Raw genomic sequence first — 22,468 nt, forward strand, 5'->3', positions numbered from 1 at the left:
GATGACACCTCCAAGCCGCCCTGCTGTCTTGCTGGCAGATGATCAGAGAGAGGTGCGGGAAGCCCTGCGCCTCTTGCTCAAGTCGGAAGGCATCGCGAGCGAGAACGCGGCCAGTCCCGGCGAGGCGCTGGAGTGCCTCCGGCGGCATGAATTCTCCTGCGCCCTGATCGACTGCAATTTCAGCCGTGGCGCAAGCTCGGGCGATGAAGGGATGGATCTGCTCAGGAAAATCAAGCAGGCCAGCCCGGACTTGCCGGTGGTCGTGATGACGGCATGGGGCAATATCCCGTTGACGGTAGAGGCGATGCGCCACGGCGCCGCCGACTTCATCGAAAAACCCTGGGAAAACGCGCGCGTGCTGCAGGTCTTGCGCGCACAGATCGCCTTAAGCGAAGGAGCGCGCCGCCAGCGCCGGCTCGAGGCGGAAAACGCGCTGTTACGCGGCGCCGCAGGCAACCCGGAGATCATCGCCGAATCACCCGCCATGCACAAGGTGATGATGCTGGTCGAGCGCATCGCGGCGAGCGACGCCAATGTCCTGGTCCTGGGCGAGAACGGTACCGGCAAGGGCGCAGTGGCACAGCTGTTGCACGATCGCTCCGCGCGCGCCACGCGTTCGCTCGTCAAGGTCAACATGGGCGGCATCTCCGAAACCGTGTTCGAATCGGAGATGTTCGGCCACGCCCGCGGCGCCTTCACCGATGCCAGGACCGAGCGCGTGGGCCGCTTCGAACTGGCCGACGGGGGCACGCTGTTCCTCGACGAGGTGGGCAATCTCCCGCTCTCCCAGCAACCGAAGCTGCTGCGCGTGCTGGAAGACGGCGAGTTCGAGCGGCTCGGCTCGTCGCGCACCCAGCGCGTCGACGTACGCCTGATCGCGGCGACCAATGCGGACCTGGCGCAGGAAGTCGACGCAGGCCGCTTTCGCCGCGACCTCCTCTATCGCCTCAATACGCTGGAAATCCGCCTGCCGCCGCTGCGGGAACGGTCGCAGGACATCCTGCCGCTGGCCCGGGCATTCCTGGCGCGCCATGCGGCACGCTATCGCCGCGATGGCCTGCGACTGTCGCCTGCGGCCGAACGGGCCTTGCTGGCCTGGCATTGGCCCGGCAATGTCCGCGAGTTGCAGCACCTGATGGAAAGGGCCGTCCTGCTGAGCGACCACGAGCAGGTCGACGCCGATGTGCTCGGCCTGGCCGGCAGCGCCAGGGCGGCGCACGGCATCGAAGACATGACACTGGAGCAGGCCGAGGCCTGGCTGGTGCAGCGGGCCCTGAAACGCCACCGCGGCAATGCCCAGCAGGCGGCCGACATGCTCGGCATCACCCGCCAATCGCTGTACCGGCGCCTCGAAAAGCATGACCTGCGTCCGGAAGACGACGATGCCAGGGACAGCTGAATCCGTGCAGGACGGCCGGCAAGGACTGCGCAGGCTGGAACGGACCGTCCTCCTTGGCGCCCTGGCGACGACCTTGCCGGGCCTGGTCTGCGGCGGGGTGACGGTCTGGGCGCACCGGCTCGGGGAGCCAGCGCTTTGGGCGATCTGGATCAGCGGCGCAATCGTCACCGGACTGCTGGTGCGCTGGCAATACCGGCGCCTGATGTTCCCGTTGCATACCTTGCTTGGCCTGCTGGAAGCCCTGCGCGAGGGCGACTACAGCCTGCGCGGCGCATCGACCAGCGTCCTGCGCGAAGTGATGTACGACTTCAACGCGCTGGCCGACCGCCTGCAGCGCGAACGCTTGCAATTCGAAGAAGCGACGCACCTGCTCGGCAAGACCCTGTCGGCACTCGACAGCGCCGTCTTCACCTTCGACGACAGGCAGCGCCTGCGCCTGGCCAATCCGGCCGGACACCGCCTGCTTGGCGCCGAAGAGAAACGCCTGTTTCACATGTGTGCCGCCGAGCTGGGGCTGGACCAATGGTTGAGCGGTTCGCCCGTGCGCGTGCTGAGCCATGCCTTCCCCGGGAAAACCGGCAGGTTCGAAGTGCGCCATACCTTGCTGCGCAGCGGCGGGCATCGCGGCCACCTGCTGGTCATTAACGACCTGGGCCGGGTATTGCGCGAAGAAGAGCGCCTGGCCTGGCAGCGTTTGCTGCGCGTACTGGGACATGAAGTCAACAATTCCCTCGCGCCCATCAGTTCGATGGCGGGCACCTTGTCGACGCTGGTCAGGCGCGAGCCGCTGCCGCCCGACTGGCGCGAGGACTTCGACGGTGCACTGGATGTCATTGCGGACCGGGCCGCTTCACTCGGCAGGTTCCTCGCCAGTTGCAGCCGGCTGGCGCAACTGCCGCCGCCGAACATGCGCCACCTGGACCTGTACGAACTGGCCGACCGGCTGGTACGCCTGGAGCAGCGCCTGCCGATACGGTGCGAGAGCACCGAGCACATGTTGTTGCGGGCCGATCCCGACCAGCTTGCGCAGGCACTGATCAACCTGCTGCATAATGCCGTCGAGGCGGCGCAAACGACCGGGGGCGGCGTCCGGCTGCGCTGGCGCCGCACCGCGACGCGCCTGGTCATCGAAGTGGAAGACGATGGACCCGGGCCACCGGAAACCAAGAACCTCTTCACGCCCTTCTTTACCACCAAGGCGGCAGGGGCGGGTATCGGGCTGGCGCTGGCCCGGCATATCGCCGAGGCCCATGAGGGCGGACTGACCCTCACCGCCCGTCCGGATGCGCAAGGCGCGCTGGCGTGCCTGTGGCTTCCGCTGGCAACGCAAACCATGCCCGAGGAGGCACTGTAACGGGCCGCCCGACAAGTCGTTATCATGGGAGGCCGCACCTGCCCTCCCTGTCCACTTCGGAAGCGCCATGCTCATCAACGCAGATTTCTCCCGTCCCGTCGTCGTCACGCCCGACCAATACCAGTGGGTGGCTTCGCCCCAGGGCGGCGTCGAGCGCGTCATGCTGGACCGGATCGGCGCCGAGCAGGCCCGTGCGACCAGCCTGGTGCGCTACGCGCCGGATTCGCACTTCCCTGCGCACGCGCATCCGGGCGGCGAAGAGATCCTGGTCCTGTCCGGCACCTTTTCGGACGAAAGCGCCGATTTTCCCGCAGGCTGGTACCTGCGTAATCCGCCGGATTCGACGCATCAGCCCTTCAGCCGCGAAGGCGCCCTCATCTTCGTCAAGCTGCGGCAGATGGCAGCAAGCGACAAGCGCCGCGTGCGGATCGACACGCGCGATCCGTCCTGCTGGCAGCGCCACGGGCAAGGCGCTGTCTGTCCGCTGTTCTCGAGCCCCGATGAACAGGTCTGCCTGCAGCGGTTGGTGCCGGGCCAGGCCATCCTCGACGATGGGCCAGGCGGGGCCGAGCTGCTCGTTCTCGACGGGGCGATCGTCGCAGCCGGCCGGCGCTACGAACGCGGCACCTGGATCAGGCTGCCCGCCGGCGCCTGTCCCGGGTTCACGGCAGCCCCCTCGGGGGTGACGTTCTATCTCAAGACGGGCCACCTGGCCGGCACCGCGCAGGAAGCCGGCCAGGCCGGCCTCAGGTCGCCAGCGCCCGCAACATCAGGCCGGTGATATAGGCGGCATAGGTGCCGAGCGCATAGCCGAGCACCGCCAGCAGCACGCCGACCGGCGCCAGCGAAGGATGGAAGGCGGTGGCCACCACCGGCGCCGAAGCCGCGCCGCCGACGTTGGCCTGCGAGCCGACTGCCATGAAGAACAGCGGCGCGCGGATCAGCTTGGCCACCAGCAGCATCAGGCCGCCGTGCACGCAGATCCAGATCACGCCCAGCACGAACAGCCATGGGCGGTCGAGCAGCGCGTTCAGGTCCATCTGCATGCCGATGGTGGCGACCAGGAAGTACAGCATGGCCGAGCCGATGGTGGAGGCACCGGCGCCTTCCAGGCTGCGCGCCTTCGTAAAACTGAGCAGCAGGCCGAAGGTGGTGGCGAACACCACGATCCAGAAGAAGGACGAGGTCAGGCTGTAGTCCCTCAGGCGCCACTCCTGTGGCAGGCTGTTGATCCACTCGATCATCGGCCCCGTGAGTGCATGCGACAGGCCGGTGACGGCCAGGCCGACCGCCAGGATCACCATCACGTCGGTCAGGGTCGGCATGCGCGCATGCTGGGCCTGGTAGGTCTCGATGCGCGTCTTCAGGGCATTGATGGCGCTCAGGTCGGCCCCGGTCCAGCGATCGAAGGCCTGGGAACGGCTGGCCAGGAACAGCACCACGGCCATCCAGACGTTGGCCACCAGCACGTCAACCGCGACAAACTGGCCGAACACGTTGGCGTTGACCTCGAACACTTCTTTCATGGCCGCCTGGTTGGCGCCGCCGCCGATCCAGGCGCCCGTAATGGTGGTCATGCCGCGCCAGGTCTCGCCCGCCACCGTCTCGGGGTGGATCACGCGCATGATCTCGAACGAGGCCACAGCGCCCAGCATGATGCCGGCGGTGCCGGTCAGGAACATGATGATCGCCTTCGGGCCGAGCCGCACGATGGCGCCGAAATCGATGGCAATGCAAAGCAGTACCAGCGCACTCGGGAGCAGGTAGTCGCGCGCCATCGGATACAGCTTCGACAGGCTACCGTCGATGACACCCAGGGTGTTCAGGATGGCCGGCAGCAGGTAGCACAGCAGCAAGGCCGGCACATAGGTATAGAATTTCTTCCAGAAGCCATCGGGCCGCGAGGCGGTCCAGAAGACGAGGCCCAGGATCGTTGCGAGGAGGCCGAGCACGACGGCATCGTTGGTGACGAGGGGAACAGCAGTCTGCATGGAGATCGGATGAAGAGGTTGGCGGAGGCCGCGAACCTGCTGCGCGCATCGACATGCGCTTCAGCGATCCTTGCGGCCGGGAAAAGGGCATTCTACATTCCCGGAGGCAAAGAAGGCGAAACTGTGGCGCCAGGAGAAACTGCGTGCCTATCCACGGCTGTTGAACGCGCGGTCGGCAAGCCGGCCACCCTACCGTCGCGCACTATGACTATTCCTCGCCGATGCGGGTGATCGCGCGGCGGTCGCGCTTGGTCGGACGCCCCTTGATGTCCATGCTCGGCTCCGGGAACAGCCGGCGCGCCGTCTTGTCGTTCTCGCGCTTGGCGATGCTCTCGTCGGTCTCGAAATAGAGGGTGCGTGCCACCGGCGCCGGACCGCGCTTGTCCGAGATGGCCGCCACGATCACTTCCCAGCGGTCCGAGCCGTTGTCGATGACAAGTTTGTCGTTCACCTTGACGTTGCGCGCCGGCTTGATCGGTTCGCCGTCGATGCGCACGCGGCCGCGGTCAATCGCGTCGGTCGCCATCGAGCGTGTTTTAAAAAAGCGTGCGGCCCACAGCCATTTGTCGATGCGTACGTTGTTGTCTTCCATGTCGTGTCGTTTCCTTGCTTGCTGTCATGCGTAGCCGATCGCGAAGATCCGCATCACCAGTTTATACATCATGTACGCCAATCCATAGCTCGCACGCCGAATCCAGCCGATATGCTTGAACTCCTCGGCACGGATCGGCACGCCATCGGCGATGCCGTGCTCGATGTGGGCCCGCAAGGTGGCGGCAAACTTCTGGTCGAGCACCACGACATTGGCTTCCTGGTTCAGGAACAGCGACAGGCCGTCGCAGTTGCTCGAGCCGACCGTCGCCCAGTCGTCGTCGACCACCGCCACCTTGGCGTGCAGCTGGGTCTTGCGGTACTCGACCACGTTGATGCCGTCGGCCAGCAGCTTGGGGTAGAAGGAGTGCGCGACCATGTCCTGGATGCGGAACTCCCCGACCCCGATCAGGAGCGTCACCCGCACCCCGCGCCGCGCCGCATGGGCCAGCGCCTTGCGGAACTTGCGCCCGGGCGCGAAGTACGGCGTGGCCAGCAGCACGCTCTCGCGCGCCCGGCCGAGCGCCTGCAGGTAGGCGCGCTGGATCGTGCTGCGGTTGCGCAGGTTGTCGCGCACGACGAAAGCGGCGCGCGCCGGGTTCTGGCAGGACATCGGAGGCTGCCTGCGCATGTCGCGAAACAGGGCAATGCGCTGGCGCAGCCGCATGTGGCCGGCACGCAACCACTGCCCCTGCGCCTCGTCGTGGATCTGCGTCACCAGCGGGCCGCGTACCTGCACCGTGAAATCCCAGCGCGGCGCCGGCAGGCGATGGTGGTCCGCATGGTCGCAGTGCCAGTCGTCGTTGATGTTGATGCCGCCGACAAAGGCGACGGCGCGATCGACGACCACGATCTTGCGATGCGAACGCGCGATGCCGCGCCTGCACCAGGGATTGAAGACGCGGTACTGCACGCCGGTCTCGGAAAATGCTTCGCCCAGGCGGGCGCAGGGGCGGTGCTCGGTGCCGATCCAGTCCACCAGCACCCGCACTTTCACGCCGCGCTGCGCGGCGCGGATCAAGGCGTCGCGGATGGTATGGCCGGTGTCGTCCTCGGCAAAGATGTAGGTCTCGAACAGGACCTCGTATTGCGCCGCGTCGAGCGCGGCCACCAGCGCCGGGAAGAACGCGGTGCCGCTCTCCAGCAGGGTGACGTCGTTGTTGTCTATAAAGGTGACGGAGCGCATGGGCGCTCTACGTCAGTTGGAGTTCGGCCACGATCGGTGCGTGGTCGGAGAGCTTGGCCCACAGCGCCCCGTGCATCACCTGGGCGTTGTCCACCTTGAAGCCGCGCACGTAGATGCGGTCGAGGCGGAACCAGGGCAGCACCGCTGGGAAGGTGCGCGCCGGCGCCAGGCGCGGCTTGCGGCCGGCCCAGCTGCGCACCATGTCGCCCAGCGGCGACTTCGGTCCCAGTTCGTCGAACACTTCGACCACGCCCAGCTCGTTGCGCAGGCGGTCGCTCAGGGTGTTGCGCCAGTCGTTGAAGTCGCCGGCGATGATCACCGGCTCGCCGTCGGACGAGGCCTTGACGGCCTCGATCAGCGCCGCCGTCTGGCGCCCGCGGCTGCCCTCGAACAGGCCCAGGTGCACGACATAGCAGTGGACCCTGCCGGCCTGCGTGTTGAGCACGCAATGCAGGATGCCTCGCTGCTCGTAGGCGTGGTCGGAGACGTCGTGGTTGTGCGAATTCTCGATCGGGAAGGCGCTCAGCAGCGCATTGCCGTGGTGGCCGTGGTCGTACACGGCGTTCATGCCGTAGGCGCTGTGGTGCTTCTCGCCCTTGAAATAATCGTACTGGGCCGTCTCGGGCCAGTGCCGGTGCGCCAGGTCTTCCCTGCCGTAGCGCGCCTGGAAGCGGTCGTGCCGGCCCTGCACTTCCTGGAGAAAGACGACATCGGCATTGAATTCGGCGATCGCTTTCTTCAGCGCGATCACACGCGGCTGGCTGCGCAGCGACGAGACGCCCTTGTGAATGTTGTAGGTAGCCACACGAATCTTCATGGGAACATTCTAACAACAACCCGGGATGGCCCTTCCTGAACCGGCCCCAATCGTGCGCTTAGCGTGAAATGTGCCTTGGCAATTGCAGGATGGCTTCGGCGTTCGAGGACGAGAAACAGCGGTCCGCGGCTTCCAGGTAAGGCAGCCAGGCGTATTGCGTGTGCTCGCGCGGGCTCAGGAGGATGGGGATGTCGCGCGGGACGCAGACCGAGAACACGTGCTCGGTATTGTGGGTGACGCCGGGCGCATAGCGGTGGCGCCAGACGGGGTAGATCTCGTAGATGTTGGACAGCCCCCAGTCGCGCAGGCGGATATCTTCTCCGTCGGCCACGATGCCGGTTTCCTCGAACAGTTCGCGGGCGGCGGTCTGGATCAAGGGTTCGTCGTGGGCGTCGAGCGAGCCGGTGACGGATTGCCAGAAACCCGGGCGGTCGGCGCGTTCGATCAAGAGCACCTCCATGTCGGAGGTATGGATGACGACCAGGACGGATTCGGGGATTTTGTGGGGCATGAGGGCAGATAAAACAAACGCGGGCAAAACCGGCGATCGGTCATGCCCGCGTTGGTTGAACGCGCGGTCGGCATAGCCGACCACCCTACGGTTCAAGCAACCTTCGGTTCGTTACGCAGGCGGATGTGCAGTTCCTTGAGCTGCTTCTCGTCGACTTCCGACGGCGCGTTGGTGAGCAGGTCCTGCGCGCGCTGGGTCTTCGGGAAGGCGATCACGTCGCGGATCGACTCGGAGCCGGTCATCAGGGTGATCAGGCGGTCCAGGCCGAAGGCCAGGCCACCGTGCGGCGGCGCGCCGTACTGCAGGGCGTCGAGCAGGAAGCCGAACTTCAGCTGCGCTTCTTCGGCGTCGATCTTCAGGGCGCGGAACACCTTGCTCTGCACGTCTTCGCGGTGGATACGGATCGAGCCGCCGCCCAGTTCCCAGCCGTTCAGGACCATGTCGTAGGCCTTGGCGACGCAGGCGCCCGGGTTCGATTCCAGCATGTCCTCGTGGCCGTCCTTCGGCGCGGTGAACGGGTGGTGGGTGGCGTTCCAGCGGTCGCCGTCTTCGTCGTACTCGAACATCGGGAAGTCGACCACCCACAGCGGCGCCCACACGTCGTCGAACAGGCCGGCCTTCTTGCCGAATTCCGAATGGCCGATCTTCACGCGCAGCGCGCCCATGGCGTCGTTGACGACCTTGGCCTTGTCCGCGCCGAAGAAGATCAGGTCGCCGTCTTCGGCGCCCGTCAGTTCCAGGATCTGCGCCAGGACTTCGTCGGAGATGTTCTTGACGATCGGCGACTGCAGGCCGTCACGGCCCTTGGCCTTCTCGTTGACCTTGATGTAGGCCAGGCCCTTGGCGCCGTAGATGGCGACGAACTGGGTGTACGCGTCGATTTCCGAACGCGGCATCGAACCGCCCTGCGGCACGCGCAGGCCGACCACGCGGCCGCCGGCCATGTTGGCGGCGCTGTTGAAGACTTTGAACTCGACCGACTTCATCAGTTCGGTCAGTTCGGTGAACTGCAGTTTCACGCGCATGTCCGGCTTGTCCGAACCGTAGGAGCCCATGGCGGTGGCGAAGTCCATCACCGGGAACGGGTTCGGCAGGTCGATGCCGGCCGCGTTCTTGAACACGACGCGCATCATGTCCTCGAACAGGTCACGGATTTCCTGCTCGGTCAGGAACGAGGTTTCGCAGTCGATTTGCGTGAATTCCGGCTGGCGGTCGGCGCGCAGGTCTTCGTCGCGGAAGCACTTGGTGATCTGGTAGTAACGGTCGAAGTTGGCGACCATCAGCAGCTGCTTGAACAGCTGCGGCGACTGCGGCAGCGCGAAGAAGTTGCCCGGGTTCACGCGCGACGGCACCAGGTAGTCGCGTGCGCCTTCCGGGGTCGACTTGGTCAGCATCGGGGTTTCGATGTCGATGAAGCCCAGGTTGTCGAGGTACTTGCGCACTTCCATCGACACCTTGTAGCGCAGGCGCAGGTTGTGCTGCATCTGCTGGCGGCGCAGGTCGAGCACGCGGTGGGTCAGGCGGGTGGTTTCCGACAGGTTGTCGTCGTCCAGCTGGAACGGCACCGGCACCGACGCGTTCAGCACTTCCAGGCCGGTCGTGTTGATCTCGATCTTGCCCGACTTCAGGTTGGCGTTGGCGGTGCCTTCCAGGCGATTCACCACGGTACCGGTGATGCGCAAGCAGTACTCGTTGCGCACGTGTTCCGCGGCCTTGAACACCTCGGCGTTATCCGGGTGGCAGACCACCTGCACCAGGCCTTCGCGGTCGCGCAGGTCGATGAAGATCACGCCGCCGTGGTCGCGGCGACGGTGCACCCAGCCGCACAGGCTGACGGTTTGGCCCAGCAGTTCCTCAGTGACGAGGCCGCAGTAGTGAGTACGCATGGAGGACATAGTTTTCGTTCCAGGTTGGTTGATTCGTGAAGGCGCCGTCGCCTGCGACGGCCCCATGTTCTTTGCTTGCTGCGCTTGTTCAGCTGTTCTTTATTCGGGAGCGACGACGCCCATCGAGACGATGTGCTTGAGCGCCGCGTCGACCGACATGTTCAGTTCCACGACCTTGCTGCGTTCCATCATCAGGAAGAAGCCCGAGGTCGGGTTCGGGGTGGTCGGCACATACACGCTCACGTAGTCGCCCACCAGGTGGTTCTTCACATCCCCGCCCGGCGCGCCGGTGAGGAAAGCGATGGTATAGGAATCCGCGTGCGGGTACGGGATCAGCACGGGGGTGCGGAACGCGTTGCCAGAGGACGAGAACAGCGTGTCCGATACCTGCTTGACGCTGCCGTACAGCGAGCTGACCACCGGGATACGCTTCATGATGCGATCGCCCAGGCGCACGATGTAGCCGCCGACCAGGTTGTTGGTCAGCAAGCCAGTGAGGAACACGATGGCCAGCGTCAGGACCGCGCCGACGCCTGGCACGTCCATGCCGAACAGCTCGCGCGGTTGCCAGGCTGCCGGCACGAACAGCAGCGACTGGTCGAGGGTGCTGATGATCAGCATCAGCACCCAGGCCGTGATCACCAGGGGCACCAGGACCAGCAAACCGGTGAGGAAGTATTTACGCATCGGGCTCTCTTGTTCTTGTTCGGCTGCGGCCGTTGCCGGCCGCCTGCTTGGTTACTGCTACTGCTTGTCTAATTTCAAGTACCGCTCTTGTCGCTGCTGGCCGGGGCCGGCGTGCTGGCGGCGGCGCTGGCGCTGGCGCCAGCGCTGTCGCCGGTCGCGGCTGCAGCCGGGGCCGCAGCGGAACCCGACCCGTTGCCCGACGCGGTACCCGTCGCCGGCGGCGTGCCGCCGCGGAAGTCGGTGACATACCAGCCCGTGCCCTTGAGCTGGAAGCCGGCAGCGGTGACTTGCTTTTTGAAGGCTTCCTTGCCACAGGAGGGGCACGCGGTCAGGACCGGGTCAGAAATTTTTTGCAGTACATCTTTGGTAAAACCGCATTCATCGCAGCGGTAAGCGTAAATCGGCATGTGGCACTCCGCAAAAATCTTCAAAAACCCTGAATTATAAAGCTTTTACGCCCGAAGTTGCCCGGTTTGCCCTTGTCGGCCGGGCTGGTGCGGGTAGCCGGCACGCGCGAGGTGTTGTTTTTCGTCATCGCGCACGAATGTTTCGTTTGCTCAAGCACAGTGCCAAGTGATTAAATAGCATCTTTCTTGAAGACATGTTGGCAGTAGAGCAAACTCTGCTGCCCCAAGTTAAGAAGAAACAGAAGATTTTGCGCGGTGCTGCACCGCCGCTGGTCCGTAAAAGAACGCTGTACTTCCGAAGCCCGCGCATGCGGGCTTTTCTTTTGGCTCAGCGCTTCTGCCAGACCATCCAGCGTTCCTTGCCGGCAAAGATGGGAATCGAATCATGGACCGGCGCATCTTCGATGCAATCGAAATACGGCGCCATCAGCGCGTCCAGGGCCTCCCTCTCGATCCCGAACGGCGGACCTTTTACCGTTTGGTCAAAAAAGAAGAACCCGGCCACCCGACCGCCGGGCGCCAGCAACCCGGCCCAGCGGGCCGCGATCTTCGGCCACATGGCGGGCGGCATCGCGCACAGGAAGGCGCATTCATGGATGAGCTCGAGCGGGCGCTGCGGCTGCCAGGCGAAGAAATCGGCCTGCACCACCCTCTCCGCCCACTGCCCCGCCTGCGCCTTGCCGCGCGCGACGGCTTGAGGCGCGAAGTCGATCGCCGTGGCGTCCCAGCCGGCATCAAGAAGGAAGACGAGTTCGTAGGCGCTGCCGCAGCCGGGAATCAGGGTTGCCAGCGGACCCGGGCTGCGCGCCACGAAGTCGCGCAGCGCCTGCGGCACGCCGCCGCGATCCCAGGGCGTGAACGCTTTTTCAAAACGTTCGTCCCAGAATTGCGGACTGAGCGGATCGCGGCTGGCGAAAGCGGGTGCCGCTGCGGGCGCCCCGGCCGGCGTTTCAGGCGCCATAGAACCAGCCGACCGCTGCGATGCCGACCGCGCTGGCGAGCAGGACAATGACGGTCAGCGTTCCCAGCCAGCGATTGGTGCGGCGCTGCTCGAGCAGCACCATGGCCAGCAGGTCGGTCTGCGATATCGGCTGGCCGTTGTGGGTGGCTGTGACGCTGGAATGCGCCTGGCGCTCGAGCGTCTGGTGCAGCAGGCGCGGCAGCTGCGGGAAGATATGGGCGTAGCGCGGCGCCTCGGCGTGCAGGCGCTCGACCAGGCCCCGCCAGCCCATCTGCTCGCCCATCCAGCGCTCGAGGTGGGGCCGGGCCGTCTTCCACAGGTCGAGTTCCGGATCGAGCTGGCGGCCAAGGCCTTCGATGTTCAGCAGGGTCTTCTGCAGCAGCACGAGCTGGGGCTGCACCTCGACATTGAAGCGGCGCGAGGTCTGGAACAGGCGCAGCAGGATCTGGCCGAACGAGATGTCCTTCAACGGGCGGTCGAAGATCGGTTCGCAGCAGGCGCGCACCGCCGACTCCAGCTCGTCCACGCGGGTGTCGCGCGGCGCCCAGCCCGATTCGATGTGGGCCTCGGCCACGCGCTTGTAGTCGCGCCGGAAGAAGGCCAGGAAATTCTGCGACAGGTAATCCTTGTCGAAATCGTTGAGGGTGCCGACGATGCCGAAGTCGAGCGCGATGTAGCGGCCAAAGGTTTCCTTCTCCACCGACACCAGGATGTTACCTGGATGCATGTCAGCGTGGAAAAAGCCATCACGGAACACTTGGGTGAAAAAAATTTCCACGCCATCGCTGGACAGTTTCTTGAGGTCTACGCCCTCGGCGGCCAGGCGGTCGATCTGCGATACCGGGATGCCGCGCATGCGCTCCATCACGATGACGCTGCTGGAACAGTAATCCCAGAACATCTCCGGCACCATGAGCAAGTCCGAATTGGCGAAGTTGCGGCGCAACTGGCTGGCGTTGGCCGCTTCGCGCATCAGGTCGAGTTCGTCGTGCAGGTACTTGTCGAATTCGGCGACCACTTCGCGCGGCTTCAAGCGGCGGCTCTCGGCCCACACCTTCTCGATTAGCGCGGCCGCCATGTCCATCAGCGCCAGGTCTTCGTCGATGGTCTTTTTCATGCCCGGACGCAGCACTTTGACGGCAACCTCGGTGCCGTTCTTCAGCGTGGCGAAGTGCACCTGAGCAATCGAGGCCGAGGCGACGGGCACGCGGTCGAAGCTGGCGAACAGGGCGTCCGGATGGGCGCCGAGCGCCTCGGTGATCTGGGCGATGGCCAGGTCGGAATCGAAAGGCGGGACCCGGTCCTGCAGCAGCGACAGCTCATCGGCAATATCCTGCGGCATCAGGTCGCGCCGGGTCGACAGCACCTGGCCGAACTTGATGAAGATCGGCCCCAGTTCTTCCAGCGCCTGGCGCAGGCGGATGGCGCGCGGCGAGGTGATGCGGCGCCAGAAGAACAGGGTGCTCATGAAGCGCGCGGTGCGGGGCGCATGCAGGCTTGTCACCGCGATTTCGTCGAGACCGTATTTGGTCGCGACGGCAAGGATTTTCAGCAGGCGCAGGAATTTCAGAATCATCAGCTATCCGGGGTCAATATCACGCGCGTGGGCGTCGGGGGCACGGCCTGCGCCAGCCGCTGTTCCAGTCTTGCAATGCGCTTGGCGGTGCGCTCGACATCATCGCGCAGCTTCACCACGTCGGCCGCGAAGGCGTCGACGGTCGAGGGCCGCACCAGCACCGGCCGTTCCTCGAGCAGGAACTCGGCCACGTTCTCGGCCAGGCGGCGGCCGGCGCCGAGCGCACCTTCGGCCGCGCCGCGCGTACCCTGCACCAGCCGGCGCGCACCGAGCGGGCCGACAACGCGCTCCAGGTCGTACTCGGCATCCCAGCGCAGGCCCTTCGACAGCGAAGAGATGGTATTGGCGAATTCGGCGTCGCCTTCGATCTTCACGTACGAGAAGGCGCGGTCGCGGTTCTGCAGGATCAGCGGCAGGTCGGTCAGCTTGACGCGGATGGTCACGTTCGCGGGGCCCTCGCCCGAGCCCGCCTCGAGCATGCCGTCGCGCGCCACACGCACGCGCAGGCTCAGGTGGCCGGTGTCGATGCAGGCTTCCTTGCCGGCGTGCAGGGCAAGCGCATCCCGCGCCCAGGCTTCCTGGGCCAGCAGGTGGTTGATCGTGGCGACGGCGGGCGTTGCCAGCATGGCATTACTCGGGAACATAGACTATGAGCGCAAAAATGAAAAAACCGCCCGGTGGTGAGTCGGGCGGTTCGATCTTACCAGTTTGCCGGGCAGGAGCCCGGCAGCACGGAACATTATCAGAAAATAATTATTTAAGAAGCTCGAGAAAACGTCGCGCGCCGGCAGTCGGTGGAACAATGCAACGCGCAACAGCTTGATCGAGCGTCCCCTCAGGCCACTTGCTGGATACCGGCCAGCACCCAGCCGCCCTGGCCGGACAGCGGCTTGGACATGTTCCAGACTTCGACGAAAGGCTCGCCCGGCTCGTTCGGCGCGGTACGGATGATGCCGTTGAACTGCACGCTGGCCAGGTAGTCGGTGGCCGTGGTCTCGATGCCCAGCACCTGGCCTTCGATCGTCACCACGTCGGTGAAGTCGGCGGCGCCGCCGCGTTCCTGGATCTGCATCTTCAGCTCGGCGAACACTTCCGGCGTGGTGAATTCGCGCAGGTCGTTGGTATCGCCGCGGTCCCAGGCTGCCTGCATGCGGATGAACGAGGCTTTCGCGTGGCGCAGGAAGGCTTCCTGGTCGAAGTCGGCCGGCACGCCCCACTGGTGATGGGCGCCGCCGGTGGCGCCGCCAGCGAATGCCGCGCCGCCCTTGTTCAGGGAAACGCCGTCCTGGGCTTGCGCACCCTGGAACGCCGCCGGCTGGCGCAGGCCCGAGCCGATCTCCGGGGTCGCTACCGCGCCCGGGGTGGCGGTGGCCGGCTGCGGGTTGGCGTAGCCGCCACCGAAGGCCGGGTTGGCCGGGGTGTCCTTGCGACGGAACATGCGCACGATGAACAGCACGGCCAGTGCCAGCAGGCCGATCATCAGGATCGCCGAGATCGCGCTTGCCAGCGCGCCACCGATGCCGAGGTGCGACAGCAGCGCGCCCAGGCCGAGGCCCAGCAGGGCGCCCCCCAGGATGCCCTTCCACATGCTCGGCTTCGCCGCTGCGGCGGCCGCGCCGGCGGCGCCGGCACCGGCTGCGGCTGGCGCGGCGGCAGGCGCGCGCTGCTGCTGGAGACCCGGAGTCGGCGCCGGTGCCGGCTGCTGCATCTGCTGGACCGGTTGCGACTGGCGCCCGATCGAGCGCTTGCCGCCCATCGGACGGGCAGTTGCTTCCGCAATCATCGACGCGGCCGTCACCGCCAGCACCATCGTAGCCACAAATTTTTTCATCGCTTGTTCCTCTATTCTTCCTACATTTTAATACCAGTGTGCAATGCCGCCACACCCGCCGTCAGGTTGTAATACTGCACCCGCTCCAGTCCCGCATCAATCATCATCGTCTTCAACGTGTCCTGGTCCGGATGCATCCGAATCGATTCGGCCAGGTAACGGTAACTCTCTGCATCGCCGGCAATCTTCTGTCCCAGCCACGGCAGCACCGAGAACGAATACAGGTCGTACGGCTTTTGCAGCGGCGCGATGACCTTGGAAAATTCCAGCACCAGCAGCTTGCCGCCCGGCTTCAGGACGCGGCGCATTTCCGCCAGCGCCTGGTCCTTGTGCGTCATGTTGCGCAGGCCGAAGGCCACGCTGACGCGATCGAAATAATTGTCCGGGAACGGCAGTTTCTCGGCGTCGCACAACAAAGTTGGGGTCACCAGTCCGTTATTCAATAGGCGGTCGCGGCCCACGCGCAGCATCGATTCGTTGATGTCGGTGAGCCAGACCTCGCCGGTGCGGCCCGCCTGCTTCGCGAAGGCCTTGGCCAGGTCGCCGGTGCCGCCGGCAATGTCGAGCACCTTGAAGCCGGGGCGCACGCCCGCCTGCGCGATCGTAAACATCTTCCAGGCACGGTGCAGGCCGGCCGACATCAGGTCGTTCATGACGTCGTATTTCGATGCGACCGAATGGAAGACCTTGGCGACTTCCTGGACCTTCTGGTCCTCGGCGACGGTCTTGTAGCCGAAGTGGGTGGTATTGGTCATATGTGCATGCCGGATGAACTTGCCGCATTATACAAGCTGAGCGGGCGAGGCCGCGCCGCGCGCCGTCGGGCCGCAAGGAAGCGCGAAGGCGCGCACGGTTGAGCCAGAATTGGTTGTAAGAAGTTGCCCCTTTGTATAATCCCCGGTCCGCCATCCGCGGATTTCCTGCCGACCCCATGCGTATTCGTACCCGCCTCCTGATCCTGGTGCTTGCGATCCTGGTGCCGTCCTTCATTGCGGCGGCGCTGGCGGTGTCCTATGTCTATCATGAGGAGCAGAAGTCCCAGGCCCGGAGCATCAGTGAGTCGACCCGCGCCTTTGCCTTGCTGGTGGACAACGAACTGCAGACGCACGCCGGCATCCTGCGCACGCTGGCCGGTTCGCCCGCGCTGCAACGGGGCGACCTGAAAGCCTTCTATGAACACGCGCGCCAGATGGCGCCCACTCGCGAGACCGTGATCGTGCTGGCCGAACCGGACGGCCGGCAACTCATCAATACCCGCCTGCCGCTCGGCGCGCCGCTGCCGACCAGGCGTTCAGGCAACACGGACGAACTGATCCCCCGCCTCGGGCCCGACCGCATCCTGGTATCCAACCTGTTCATGGCGCCGGTCGGCAAGCGCCCCGACTTCGCGATCCAGGTACCGGTCAAGATCGAAGGAAAGATCCGCTACTTCGTCATGATGGGCCTGAACGCGTCCCTGCTCCAGCCCCTGCTGGCGCGCCAGCATTTCCGCGACGAATGGATCGTCAGCATCGTCGACCGGGATGGCGTGATGCTGGCGCGCTCGCGCCAGCCCGAGCAATTCGTCGGCAAGCCGATGCGCGCCCGCAGCCGCAAGATCATCAACGCGGCCGACGAAGGCGTGTACGCCAGCCGGACCCTCGACGGCATCGACGTGCGCGCCTTCTTCAGCACGGTGCCGGTCTCGGAATGGAAGATCCTGGTCAGCATCCCGAACAGCGAGATCCGGCGCGTGCCGCTGCAGGCGGCCGCCATGCTGGGAGGACTGATGGCGGCATTGCTGGCGGCCGGCGTGCTGGCCGCGCGCCGCCTGGCGACGCGCGCCATCGTGCCGATCGAGTACCTGGGCCGCAGCGCCGACGAACTCCGCCAGGGCAAGGAACCCGCCTACCGGCCGCAGGGTATCGTCGAGATCGACAACGTGGCACTGCGCATGGCCGAAGCCGGCCGCCAGATCCGCCAGTCGCAGCAGGAACTGGAACGGCGCGTGGCCGAGGCGGTGGCCGCGACCGAACGGGTGCAGGGCGCACTGCTCAAGTCGCAGAAGCTCGAGGCGCTGGGGCGCCTGACCGGCGGCATCGCCCATGAATTCAACAACCTGCTGCAGACCCTGACGACCGCGCTGCAGCTGGCCGCGTTCCACGCAGGGGACGACAAGATGCGCGGCCTCATCCAGACCTGCAAGAAGACCGTGCAGCGCGCCACCGCCCTCACCGGCCAGCTCGGCTCGTTCGGGCGCGTGCAGGAAGCGCGCCAGGAAACAGTGGACGCCTGCCACCAGCTGCGCAGCGCCCGCCAGCTGATGGCGGGCGCGCTGCGCGACGACATCGTGCTGCAGATCGAATGCGACGAGCCGGCCTGGCCGGTGACGGTCGAGCCGCTGCAGTTCGACCTGGCCCTGCTGAACCTGGCGATCAATGCGCGCGATGCGATGCCGCAGGGCGGGCTGCTGCGCATCGAAGCGCGCAATATCGCGGTGGATGCAGCGGCCGATGCCGCCCTGGCGCAGCCGCCGGGCCAGCATGCGGCCGGGGCGCTTCAGGCAGGTGCGCTTCCGCCTGGCGACTATGTGCGCGTGAGCGTGATCGACAACGGCTGCGGCATGACGCCCGAGGTCCTGGCGCGCGCGCTCGACCCCTTCTACACCACCAAGGGCCAGGGCCGGGGCACCGGCCTGGGCCTGCCGCAGGCCTACGCCTTCGCGTCCCAGTCGCAGGGCCTGCTGGTGCTCGACAGCGCGCCCGGCAAGGGCACGCGCGTCGACCTGTACCTGCCGCGCGCACGGCAGGCCGCACCCGCACCCGCCCAGGGGGCGCCCGTAGGGGGCGCCGGCGCATTGCCGCGCGCACGCGGCACCGTGCTGTTCGTCGAAGACGACCCGCTGGTGCGCGAAGCGGTGTCGCACGCGCTGGCGGAATCCGGCTTCGAGGTGCTGGCCGCCGACAACGGCGAACACGCCGTCGCCCTGCTCGACGGCGGCGCCCGGCCGGCCGTGGTGTTTTCCGACATCGTCATGCCGGGCACGGTGAGCGGCATCGACCTGGCCCGCATCGTGCGCCAGCGCTACCCTTCCCTGCCGGTGGTACTGGCCACCGGCTACACCGAACGCCAGGCCTGCCTGCCCGGCGTACAGGTGCTCGCCAAACCGTATCCGATCGAAAAACTGGTGGCGCTGTTGGCCGGTGCCGCGCAAGATGGCGTCCATACGGAAATGCGCTAAAGCATTGATTCCTACGGGAATTTTTTCTGCACTAATTAACAACTCAACAATTCCCGTGCGCCGGACGGTGGCCTTTTCTGGTTAAATCGCAGTCAACGATGTCGGATCAGTCCGGCATACGCCGCGGGCCGCCGCCTTCAGCCGCGCAGTCGAGAACCCTTGCGCGCGCCCGCACTCCGGCCGATCACGATCGCCGCCTGTAGTACCAGCAAACGCCTGTAGTACCAGCAAACGAATAACAACGAGGTTCACAGTGCCGGTCAAGCGACTGTTATGCATAGCGAATGAAGGAAGCGCAGGCGTGCGTTCCGCCTGCGGGGAATTGCGGGGCTGGGATGTGTGCACGGTCGACAGCATCGCGGCCGCGCGCAAGGTGCTCGCCCAGCAGCACTATCCGGTCGGGCTCCTGCTCGACGGCGACGGCAGCCTCGAACACGACGACACCGAACGCTTCCTGCAGCAGCACCACCACATCCGCTGGATCGGCGTGTTCGGCCCGGAACTGCTGGACCGGCCGCAACTGCGTCGTGCCGTTGCCACCCACCTGTGCGATTTCCATACGCGCCCCGTCGACACGGTGCGCCTGCACCATGCGCTCGGCCACGCGCACGGCATGGCGATGCTGGCCAAATCCACGCCGCCGCACCAGCGCCAGGGAGGCGGCCGCCATATCGACGGCCAGTCGGTGGCGATCCGGCGCCTGCGCGCCCATATCGACAAGATCGCCGCGGTCGACGCGCCGGTCCTGATTTCCGGCGAAAGTGGCAGCGGCAAGGAACTGGCGGCGAAGGAAATCCACGCGCAGTCGCCGCGCGTCGCCGGTCCCTTCATTGCGATCAATTGCGCGGCCATTCCGCCGTCCCTGATCCACTCCGAGCTGTTCGGCTACGAGCGCGGCGCCTTCACCGGCGCGGCCAGGGACAAGCCGGGCCTGATCGAAGCTGCGTCCGGCGGCAGCATCTTTCTCGACGAAATCGGCGACCTCCCGCTCGACCTGCAGGCCAGCCTGCTGCGCTTCCTGCAGGAACGCACGATCTACCGGGTCGGCGGCACCCGCACGGTCGCCGTCGATGCGCGCGTGATCACCGCCACCCATGTCGACCTGCCCAAGGCCGTCGCTGACGGGCGCTTCCGCGAAGACCTGTACTACCGCCTCAGCGTGTTCCCGATCCGCGTGCCGCCGCTGCGCGAGCGCAAGGACGACCTGCCGCTCCTGACCGACATCATTTTCAGCAAATTTGCGGACGAAAAAAGCCCGCAGCTCAAGGGCGTCAGCAAGCAGGCGCTGCGCGCCATGGCGCAGCACGATTGGCCCGGCAATATCCGCGAACTGATCAACCGGATGCGGCGCGCCATGGTGCTGGCAGAGAACCGGCTCATCATGCCGGAAGACCTCGAACTGCCCGGTGGCGACGACGCCATCATCCTGCGCGACGGCGCCCTCGACAATACGCGCGGCAGCGCCGAGCGTACCGCCATCTGGAACACCCTTGCCCGTTGCGGCAACAACATCAGCCAGGCCGCGCGCGACCTCGGTGTCTCGCGCATGACGCTGTACCGGCTGATGGCCAAGCACTCGATCGCGCCCTGAGCGCACCCGCCTTCCCTCCTGTCCCGAGCTCCGCCGTCCGCCCCGCCGCGGGCGGCGGCGCTACCCGTTTTGCGCGTTACACCTTGAGACAGTCCCGTGACAATGCCGTGACACCTGTCACAACCCTGAGACAGTTTTCGGCGAAGTTATTGAACCAACTCATCAAGTTGGTCCTACAAACTTTCTCGAAATAAAAATCCTCAAATTAATCAAAGGCTTGCAGCGAAAAAGCTGGCTGGCACGCTAACTGCTACTACGAGGGTGGACCGGCGTCATGGCGACACCGGGCATCTCAACAGTGATACCAAAGGGGAGTAACAGATGAAGCGCACTATCCTGGCGACCGCAATCGCCCTGTCATTCGGTATGGCCCACGCACAGAATTCGAACACCGTGGACCGCGTTCGCGGCGACAACACCCAGACGACGACCATCGACCGTTCCAACAACAGCACCGACAGCAGCGACCGTTCGGACAACAGCACCCGCACCAACACCAACACCAATACCACGACGAACACCGACAGCAGCGATCGCTCGGACAACAGCAGCCGTACCAACACGAACACCAACACCAACACGAACACGGACAGCAGCGACCGTTCGGACAACAGCAGCCGCACCAACACGAACACCACCACGAATACCTCCACCAACACCGACAGCAGCGACAACTCGGACAACAGCTCGCGTGACTCCTCCGGCCAGAACCGCAGCTCGGGCAACGCTTCCGCCAGCGCTGCAGGCGCAGCCAGCGCCAACAACATGGGCACCGCGACCTCGAACGTGTCGAATTCCTTCAACACCTCGACCGCCAACGCCACCAGCACCCTGACCGGCAACGTCAACGGCAACAACATCAACAACATCGGCAACTCGGCCATGAACAGCGGCAGCGCCAACGGCGCCACCGGCACCGGCGCCATGGGCGGCGCGGCGGCCGGCGGCGCGGCCGGCGGCGCCAACGGCGCAGCAGGCGGCGACGCCACGGGCGCAGCCGGCGCGGCCGGCGGTGCAGGTGCTTCCGGCATGAGCGGCGCGGCATCGAGCGGCGCGGCCACGGTCGGCAACGCCGCCGGCGGCAACGGCGCAGCAGGCGGCAACACCGGCAACGCCACCAGCGGCATGGGCGGTTCGGGTGCCGCAGGCGGCGCCGGCGGCGCCGGCGCAGGCGGCAACTTCGGCGGCAACGGCGCTGCCGGCGGCGCGGGCGGCTTCGGCGGCGGCTCGACCGCTACCGGCGGCATGGGCGGCGGCTCGGGCGCCACCGGCGGCCTGGGCGGCGCATCGGGCGCCACCGGCGGCTTCGGCGGCGCAGGCGCAGCAGGTGGCGATGCTGCCGGCGGCATGGGCGGCGGCGCGACCGGCGGCATGGGCGGCAGCACCGGCGCCCTGGACGGCGGCAACGGCGGCAACAACGGCGCAGCCACTGCCGGCAACGGCGGCATGGGCGGCGCAGGCGGCTCGGCGGCCGGCTCGACCCAGCACGCTTCGGCCGGCGCGACCGGTGGTGCAGCCATGAACGGCGACAACACCGCGACCTCGGGCGCCGGCGGCATGCCGGGCTCGGGTGAAACCGGCGGCGCAGGTGGCGCCGGCGGCGCGGCTGGCACCACCAGCGGCGCGATCACGGCCGGCGCGAGCAACGCGGACGGCACCGCCAACACCGGTGGCGACGCGACCTCGGGCGCGGGCGGCGCAGGCGCAGCAGGCGGCCAGGCAACCGGCGGCACCGGCGGCGCGGGCGCAGCCCTGAGCGGCACCGGTGGCGCAGGCGCCTCGGGCACGGGCGGCGCCGGTGCTTCGGGCACCGCCGGCGAAGGCGGCATGGGCGGTGCTGGCGCTGCCGGCACCTCGACCGGCGGCAACGGCGCAGCAGGCACCTCGACCGGCGGCGCAGGCGCATCGGGCACCTCGACCGCTGGTTCGGGCGCAGCCGGCGGTGAAGGCGGCATGGGCGGCGCAGGTGGCGCAGGCGGCGACGGCGCTGCCGGCGGCATGGGCGGCAACGGCGCAGCCAGCGGCTCGGCTTCGAACACCGCCGGCAACGGCGCAGCCGGCGGCAACGGCACCAACGGTGACGCAAGCACCGCTGGCGGCACCTCGGGCGCAGCGACCGGCGGCAATGGCGGCGAAGGCGGTGCTGGCGGCTCGACCACCGCAGGCAACGGCGGCATGGGCGGCACCAACACCGCGGGCATGGCAACCGGCGGCAACGGCGGCAACGGCACCGGCGGCAACGGCGGCACCCAGAACGTGACCACCGGCGCCTTCGACATGTCGAACTCGATGTCGAACATCGCCCAGTCGGCAGCCGGCATCTCGGTGATCAGCCAGAACAACGGCTTCTCCTCGCTGATCCAGCAGAGCGTCAACGTGCAGTCGAACATGGCTGTGGGCACCGGCAGCACCGGCCAGTAAGGCGGCAACGACCGCTGCGCGGCATCCGCCGCGCAGCGG

The 22,468-nt window shown here is 66.4% G+C and carries 19 protein-coding genes; 6 read left to right on the forward strand and 13 right to left on the reverse strand.

The features are described 5' to 3' along the window. Window position 1 precedes the first annotated feature (1 nt). From ACFFJK_RS17800 to ACFFJK_RS17810, 3 genes are all read left to right on the forward strand, one after another. Window positions 2–1,399 carry a sigma-54-dependent transcriptional regulator gene (locus tag ACFFJK_RS17800; protein WP_379680905.1) on the forward strand — a complete coding sequence of 466 codons (1,398 nt, stop codon included), beginning with the start codon at window positions 2–4 and terminating at the stop codon, window positions 1,397–1,399. Beyond that, complete coding sequence (locus ACFFJK_RS17805) at window positions 1,383–2,753, forward strand: sensor histidine kinase (RefSeq protein ID WP_379680906.1); 1,371 nt, start codon at window positions 1,383–1,385, stop codon at window positions 2,751–2,753. The genes ACFFJK_RS17800 and ACFFJK_RS17805 overlap by 17 nt, the downstream gene beginning before the upstream one ends. 67 nt (window positions 2,754–2,820) lie before the next feature. Continuing rightward, a complete protein-coding gene (locus ACFFJK_RS17810) occupies window positions 2,821–3,534 on the forward strand; it encodes a cupin domain-containing protein (protein ID WP_379680907.1) in 714 nt (237 codons plus the stop codon). On the opposite strand, the gene ACFFJK_RS17815 is transcribed toward ACFFJK_RS17810, so the two are convergent. The 13 genes from ACFFJK_RS17815 to ubiE form a co-directional block, all read right to left on the reverse strand. Next, window positions 3,500–4,744, reverse strand: a complete 1,245-nt coding sequence (locus tag ACFFJK_RS17815; protein ID WP_379680909.1) for a DUF819 family protein — start codon at window positions 4,742–4,744, stop codon at window positions 3,500–3,502. The two genes, ACFFJK_RS17810 and ACFFJK_RS17815, sit on opposite strands and share 35 nt — an antisense overlap. Before the next feature lie 208 nt (window positions 4,745–4,952). Next, complete coding sequence (locus tag ACFFJK_RS17820) at window positions 4,953–5,336, reverse strand: Hsp15 family ribosome-associated heat shock protein (RefSeq protein ID WP_379680910.1); 384 nt, start codon at window positions 5,334–5,336, stop codon at window positions 4,953–4,955. 24 nt (window positions 5,337–5,360) lie between these two features. Then, the gene (gene clsB, locus ACFFJK_RS17825) at window positions 5,361–6,521 is read right to left on the reverse strand and encodes a cardiolipin synthase ClsB (protein ID WP_379680911.1); all 1,161 of its coding nucleotides are present in this window, start codon (window positions 6,519–6,521) and stop codon (window positions 5,361–5,363) included. A gap of 7 nt (window positions 6,522–6,528) precedes the next feature. After that, window positions 6,529–7,338, reverse strand: coding sequence for an endonuclease/exonuclease/phosphatase family protein (locus tag ACFFJK_RS17830; RefSeq protein ID WP_379680913.1), 810 nt, complete (start codon window positions 7,336–7,338; stop codon window positions 6,529–6,531). 58 nt (window positions 7,339–7,396) lie between these two features. After that, window positions 7,397–7,849, reverse strand: a complete 453-nt coding sequence (gene nudB / locus ACFFJK_RS17835; protein WP_379680915.1) for a dihydroneopterin triphosphate diphosphatase — start codon at window positions 7,847–7,849, stop codon at window positions 7,397–7,399. A 92-nt stretch (window positions 7,850–7,941) separates the two neighbouring features. Next, a complete protein-coding gene (aspS, locus tag ACFFJK_RS17840) occupies window positions 7,942–9,735 on the reverse strand; it encodes an aspartate--tRNA ligase (protein ID WP_379680916.1) in 1,794 nt (597 codons plus the stop codon). 99 nt (window positions 9,736–9,834) lie between these two features. Then, window positions 9,835–10,422 (reverse strand): DUF502 domain-containing protein, encoded by a 588-nt coding sequence (locus ACFFJK_RS17845; protein ID WP_379680917.1) that lies wholly within the window; start codon window positions 10,420–10,422, stop codon window positions 9,835–9,837. A gap of 74 nt (window positions 10,423–10,496) precedes the next feature. Beyond that, window positions 10,497–10,829 (reverse strand): FmdB family zinc ribbon protein, encoded by a 333-nt coding sequence (locus ACFFJK_RS17850; RefSeq protein WP_379681055.1) that lies wholly within the window; start codon window positions 10,827–10,829, stop codon window positions 10,497–10,499. Window positions 10,830–11,157: 328 nt separating this feature from the next. Continuing rightward, a complete protein-coding gene (locus ACFFJK_RS17855) occupies window positions 11,158–11,790 on the reverse strand; it encodes a methyltransferase (RefSeq protein WP_379680919.1) in 633 nt (210 codons plus the stop codon). Further along, complete coding sequence (ubiB, locus tag ACFFJK_RS17860; protein ID WP_379680921.1) at window positions 11,780–13,366, reverse strand: ubiquinone biosynthesis regulatory protein kinase UbiB; 1,587 nt, start codon at window positions 13,364–13,366, stop codon at window positions 11,780–11,782. The genes ACFFJK_RS17855 and ubiB overlap by 11 nt, the downstream gene beginning before the upstream one ends. Further along, window positions 13,366–14,010 (reverse strand): ubiquinone biosynthesis accessory factor UbiJ, encoded by a 645-nt coding sequence (locus ACFFJK_RS17865; RefSeq protein WP_379680922.1) that lies wholly within the window; start codon window positions 14,008–14,010, stop codon window positions 13,366–13,368. The genes ubiB and ACFFJK_RS17865 overlap by 1 nt, the downstream gene beginning before the upstream one ends. 191 nt (window positions 14,011–14,201) lie before the next feature. Then, window positions 14,202–15,197 carry a Tim44 domain-containing protein gene (locus ACFFJK_RS17870; RefSeq protein ID WP_379680924.1) on the reverse strand — a complete coding sequence of 332 codons (996 nt, stop codon included), beginning with the start codon at window positions 15,195–15,197 and terminating at the stop codon, window positions 14,202–14,204. A 20-nt stretch (window positions 15,198–15,217) separates the two neighbouring features. Continuing rightward, a complete protein-coding gene (gene ubiE / locus ACFFJK_RS17875) occupies window positions 15,218–15,952 on the reverse strand; it encodes a bifunctional demethylmenaquinone methyltransferase/2-methoxy-6-polyprenyl-1,4-benzoquinol methylase UbiE (RefSeq protein WP_379680925.1) in 735 nt (244 codons plus the stop codon). Window positions 15,953–16,128: 176 nt separating this feature from the next. Between ubiE and ACFFJK_RS17880 the strand changes: the two genes are divergently transcribed. From ACFFJK_RS17880 to ACFFJK_RS17890, 3 genes are all read left to right on the forward strand, one after another. Next, on the forward strand, window positions 16,129–18,417 hold the full coding sequence (locus tag ACFFJK_RS17880) for a hybrid sensor histidine kinase/response regulator (RefSeq protein WP_379680926.1): 2,289 nt from the start codon (window positions 16,129–16,131) through the stop codon (window positions 18,415–18,417). Window positions 18,418–18,718: 301 nt separating this feature from the next. Beyond that, the gene (locus ACFFJK_RS17885; protein ID WP_512700285.1) at window positions 18,719–20,008 is read left to right on the forward strand and encodes a sigma-54 dependent transcriptional regulator; all 1,290 of its coding nucleotides are present in this window, start codon (window positions 18,719–18,721) and stop codon (window positions 20,006–20,008) included. A gap of 321 nt (window positions 20,009–20,329) precedes the next feature. After that, the gene (locus ACFFJK_RS17890) at window positions 20,330–22,429 is read left to right on the forward strand and encodes a hypothetical protein (protein WP_379680928.1); all 2,100 of its coding nucleotides are present in this window, start codon (window positions 20,330–20,332) and stop codon (window positions 22,427–22,429) included. The last annotated feature ends 39 nt before the right edge of the window (window positions 22,430–22,468 follow it).

The sequence above is a fragment of the Massilia consociata genome, assembly GCF_042432755.1.
Classification (GTDB): Bacteria; Pseudomonadota; Gammaproteobacteria; order Burkholderiales; family Burkholderiaceae_D; genus Telluria; species Telluria consociata.

Excerpts from the sequence above, each read along its gene's own strand:
- ACFFJK_RS17815 (WP_379680909.1), bottom strand. The coding sequence starts at position 4,744 with ATGCAGACTGCTGTTCCCCTCGTCACCAACGATGCCGTCGTGCTCGGC.
- ACFFJK_RS17830 (WP_379680913.1), bottom strand. The coding sequence starts at position 7,338 with ATGAAGATTCGTGTGGCTACCTACAACATTCACAAGGGCGTCTCGTCG.
- ACFFJK_RS17890 (WP_379680928.1), top strand. The coding sequence starts at position 20,330 with ATGAAGCGCACTATCCTGGCGACCGCAATCGCCCTGTCATTCGGTATG.
- clsB (WP_379680911.1), bottom strand. The coding sequence starts at position 6,521 with ATGCGCTCCGTCACCTTTATAGACAACAACGACGTCACCCTGCTGGAG.
- ACFFJK_RS17855 (WP_379680919.1), bottom strand. The coding sequence starts at position 11,790 with ATGGCGCCTGAAACGCCGGCCGGGGCGCCCGCAGCGGCACCCGCTTTC.
- ACFFJK_RS17850 (WP_379681055.1), bottom strand. The coding sequence starts at position 10,829 with ATGCCGATTTACGCTTACCGCTGCGATGAATGCGGTTTTACCAAAGAT.
- ACFFJK_RS17805 (WP_379680906.1), top strand. The coding sequence starts at position 1,383 with ATGCCAGGGACAGCTGAATCCGTGCAGGACGGCCGGCAAGGACTGCGC.
- ACFFJK_RS17845 (WP_379680917.1), bottom strand. The coding sequence starts at position 10,422 with ATGCGTAAATACTTCCTCACCGGTTTGCTGGTCCTGGTGCCCCTGGTG.
- aspS (WP_379680916.1), bottom strand. The coding sequence starts at position 9,735 with ATGCGTACTCACTACTGCGGCCTCGTCACTGAGGAACTGCTGGGCCAA.
- ACFFJK_RS17865 (WP_379680922.1), bottom strand. The coding sequence starts at position 14,010 with ATGTTCCCGAGTAATGCCATGCTGGCAACGCCCGCCGTCGCCACGATC.
- ACFFJK_RS17820 (WP_379680910.1), bottom strand. The coding sequence starts at position 5,336 with ATGGAAGACAACAACGTACGCATCGACAAATGGCTGTGGGCCGCACGC.
- ubiB (WP_379680921.1), bottom strand. The coding sequence starts at position 13,366 with ATGATTCTGAAATTCCTGCGCCTGCTGAAAATCCTTGCCGTCGCGACC.
- ACFFJK_RS17880 (WP_379680926.1), top strand. The coding sequence starts at position 16,129 with ATGCGTATTCGTACCCGCCTCCTGATCCTGGTGCTTGCGATCCTGGTG.
- ACFFJK_RS17800 (WP_379680905.1), top strand. The coding sequence starts at position 2 with ATGACACCTCCAAGCCGCCCTGCTGTCTTGCTGGCAGATGATCAGAGA.
- ACFFJK_RS17870 (WP_379680924.1), bottom strand. The coding sequence starts at position 15,197 with ATGAAAAAATTTGTGGCTACGATGGTGCTGGCGGTGACGGCCGCGTCG.
- nudB (WP_379680915.1), bottom strand. The coding sequence starts at position 7,849 with ATGCCCCACAAAATCCCCGAATCCGTCCTGGTCGTCATCCATACCTCC.
- ACFFJK_RS17810 (WP_379680907.1), top strand. The coding sequence starts at position 2,821 with ATGCTCATCAACGCAGATTTCTCCCGTCCCGTCGTCGTCACGCCCGAC.
- ubiE (WP_379680925.1), bottom strand. The coding sequence starts at position 15,952 with ATGACCAATACCACCCACTTCGGCTACAAGACCGTCGCCGAGGACCAG.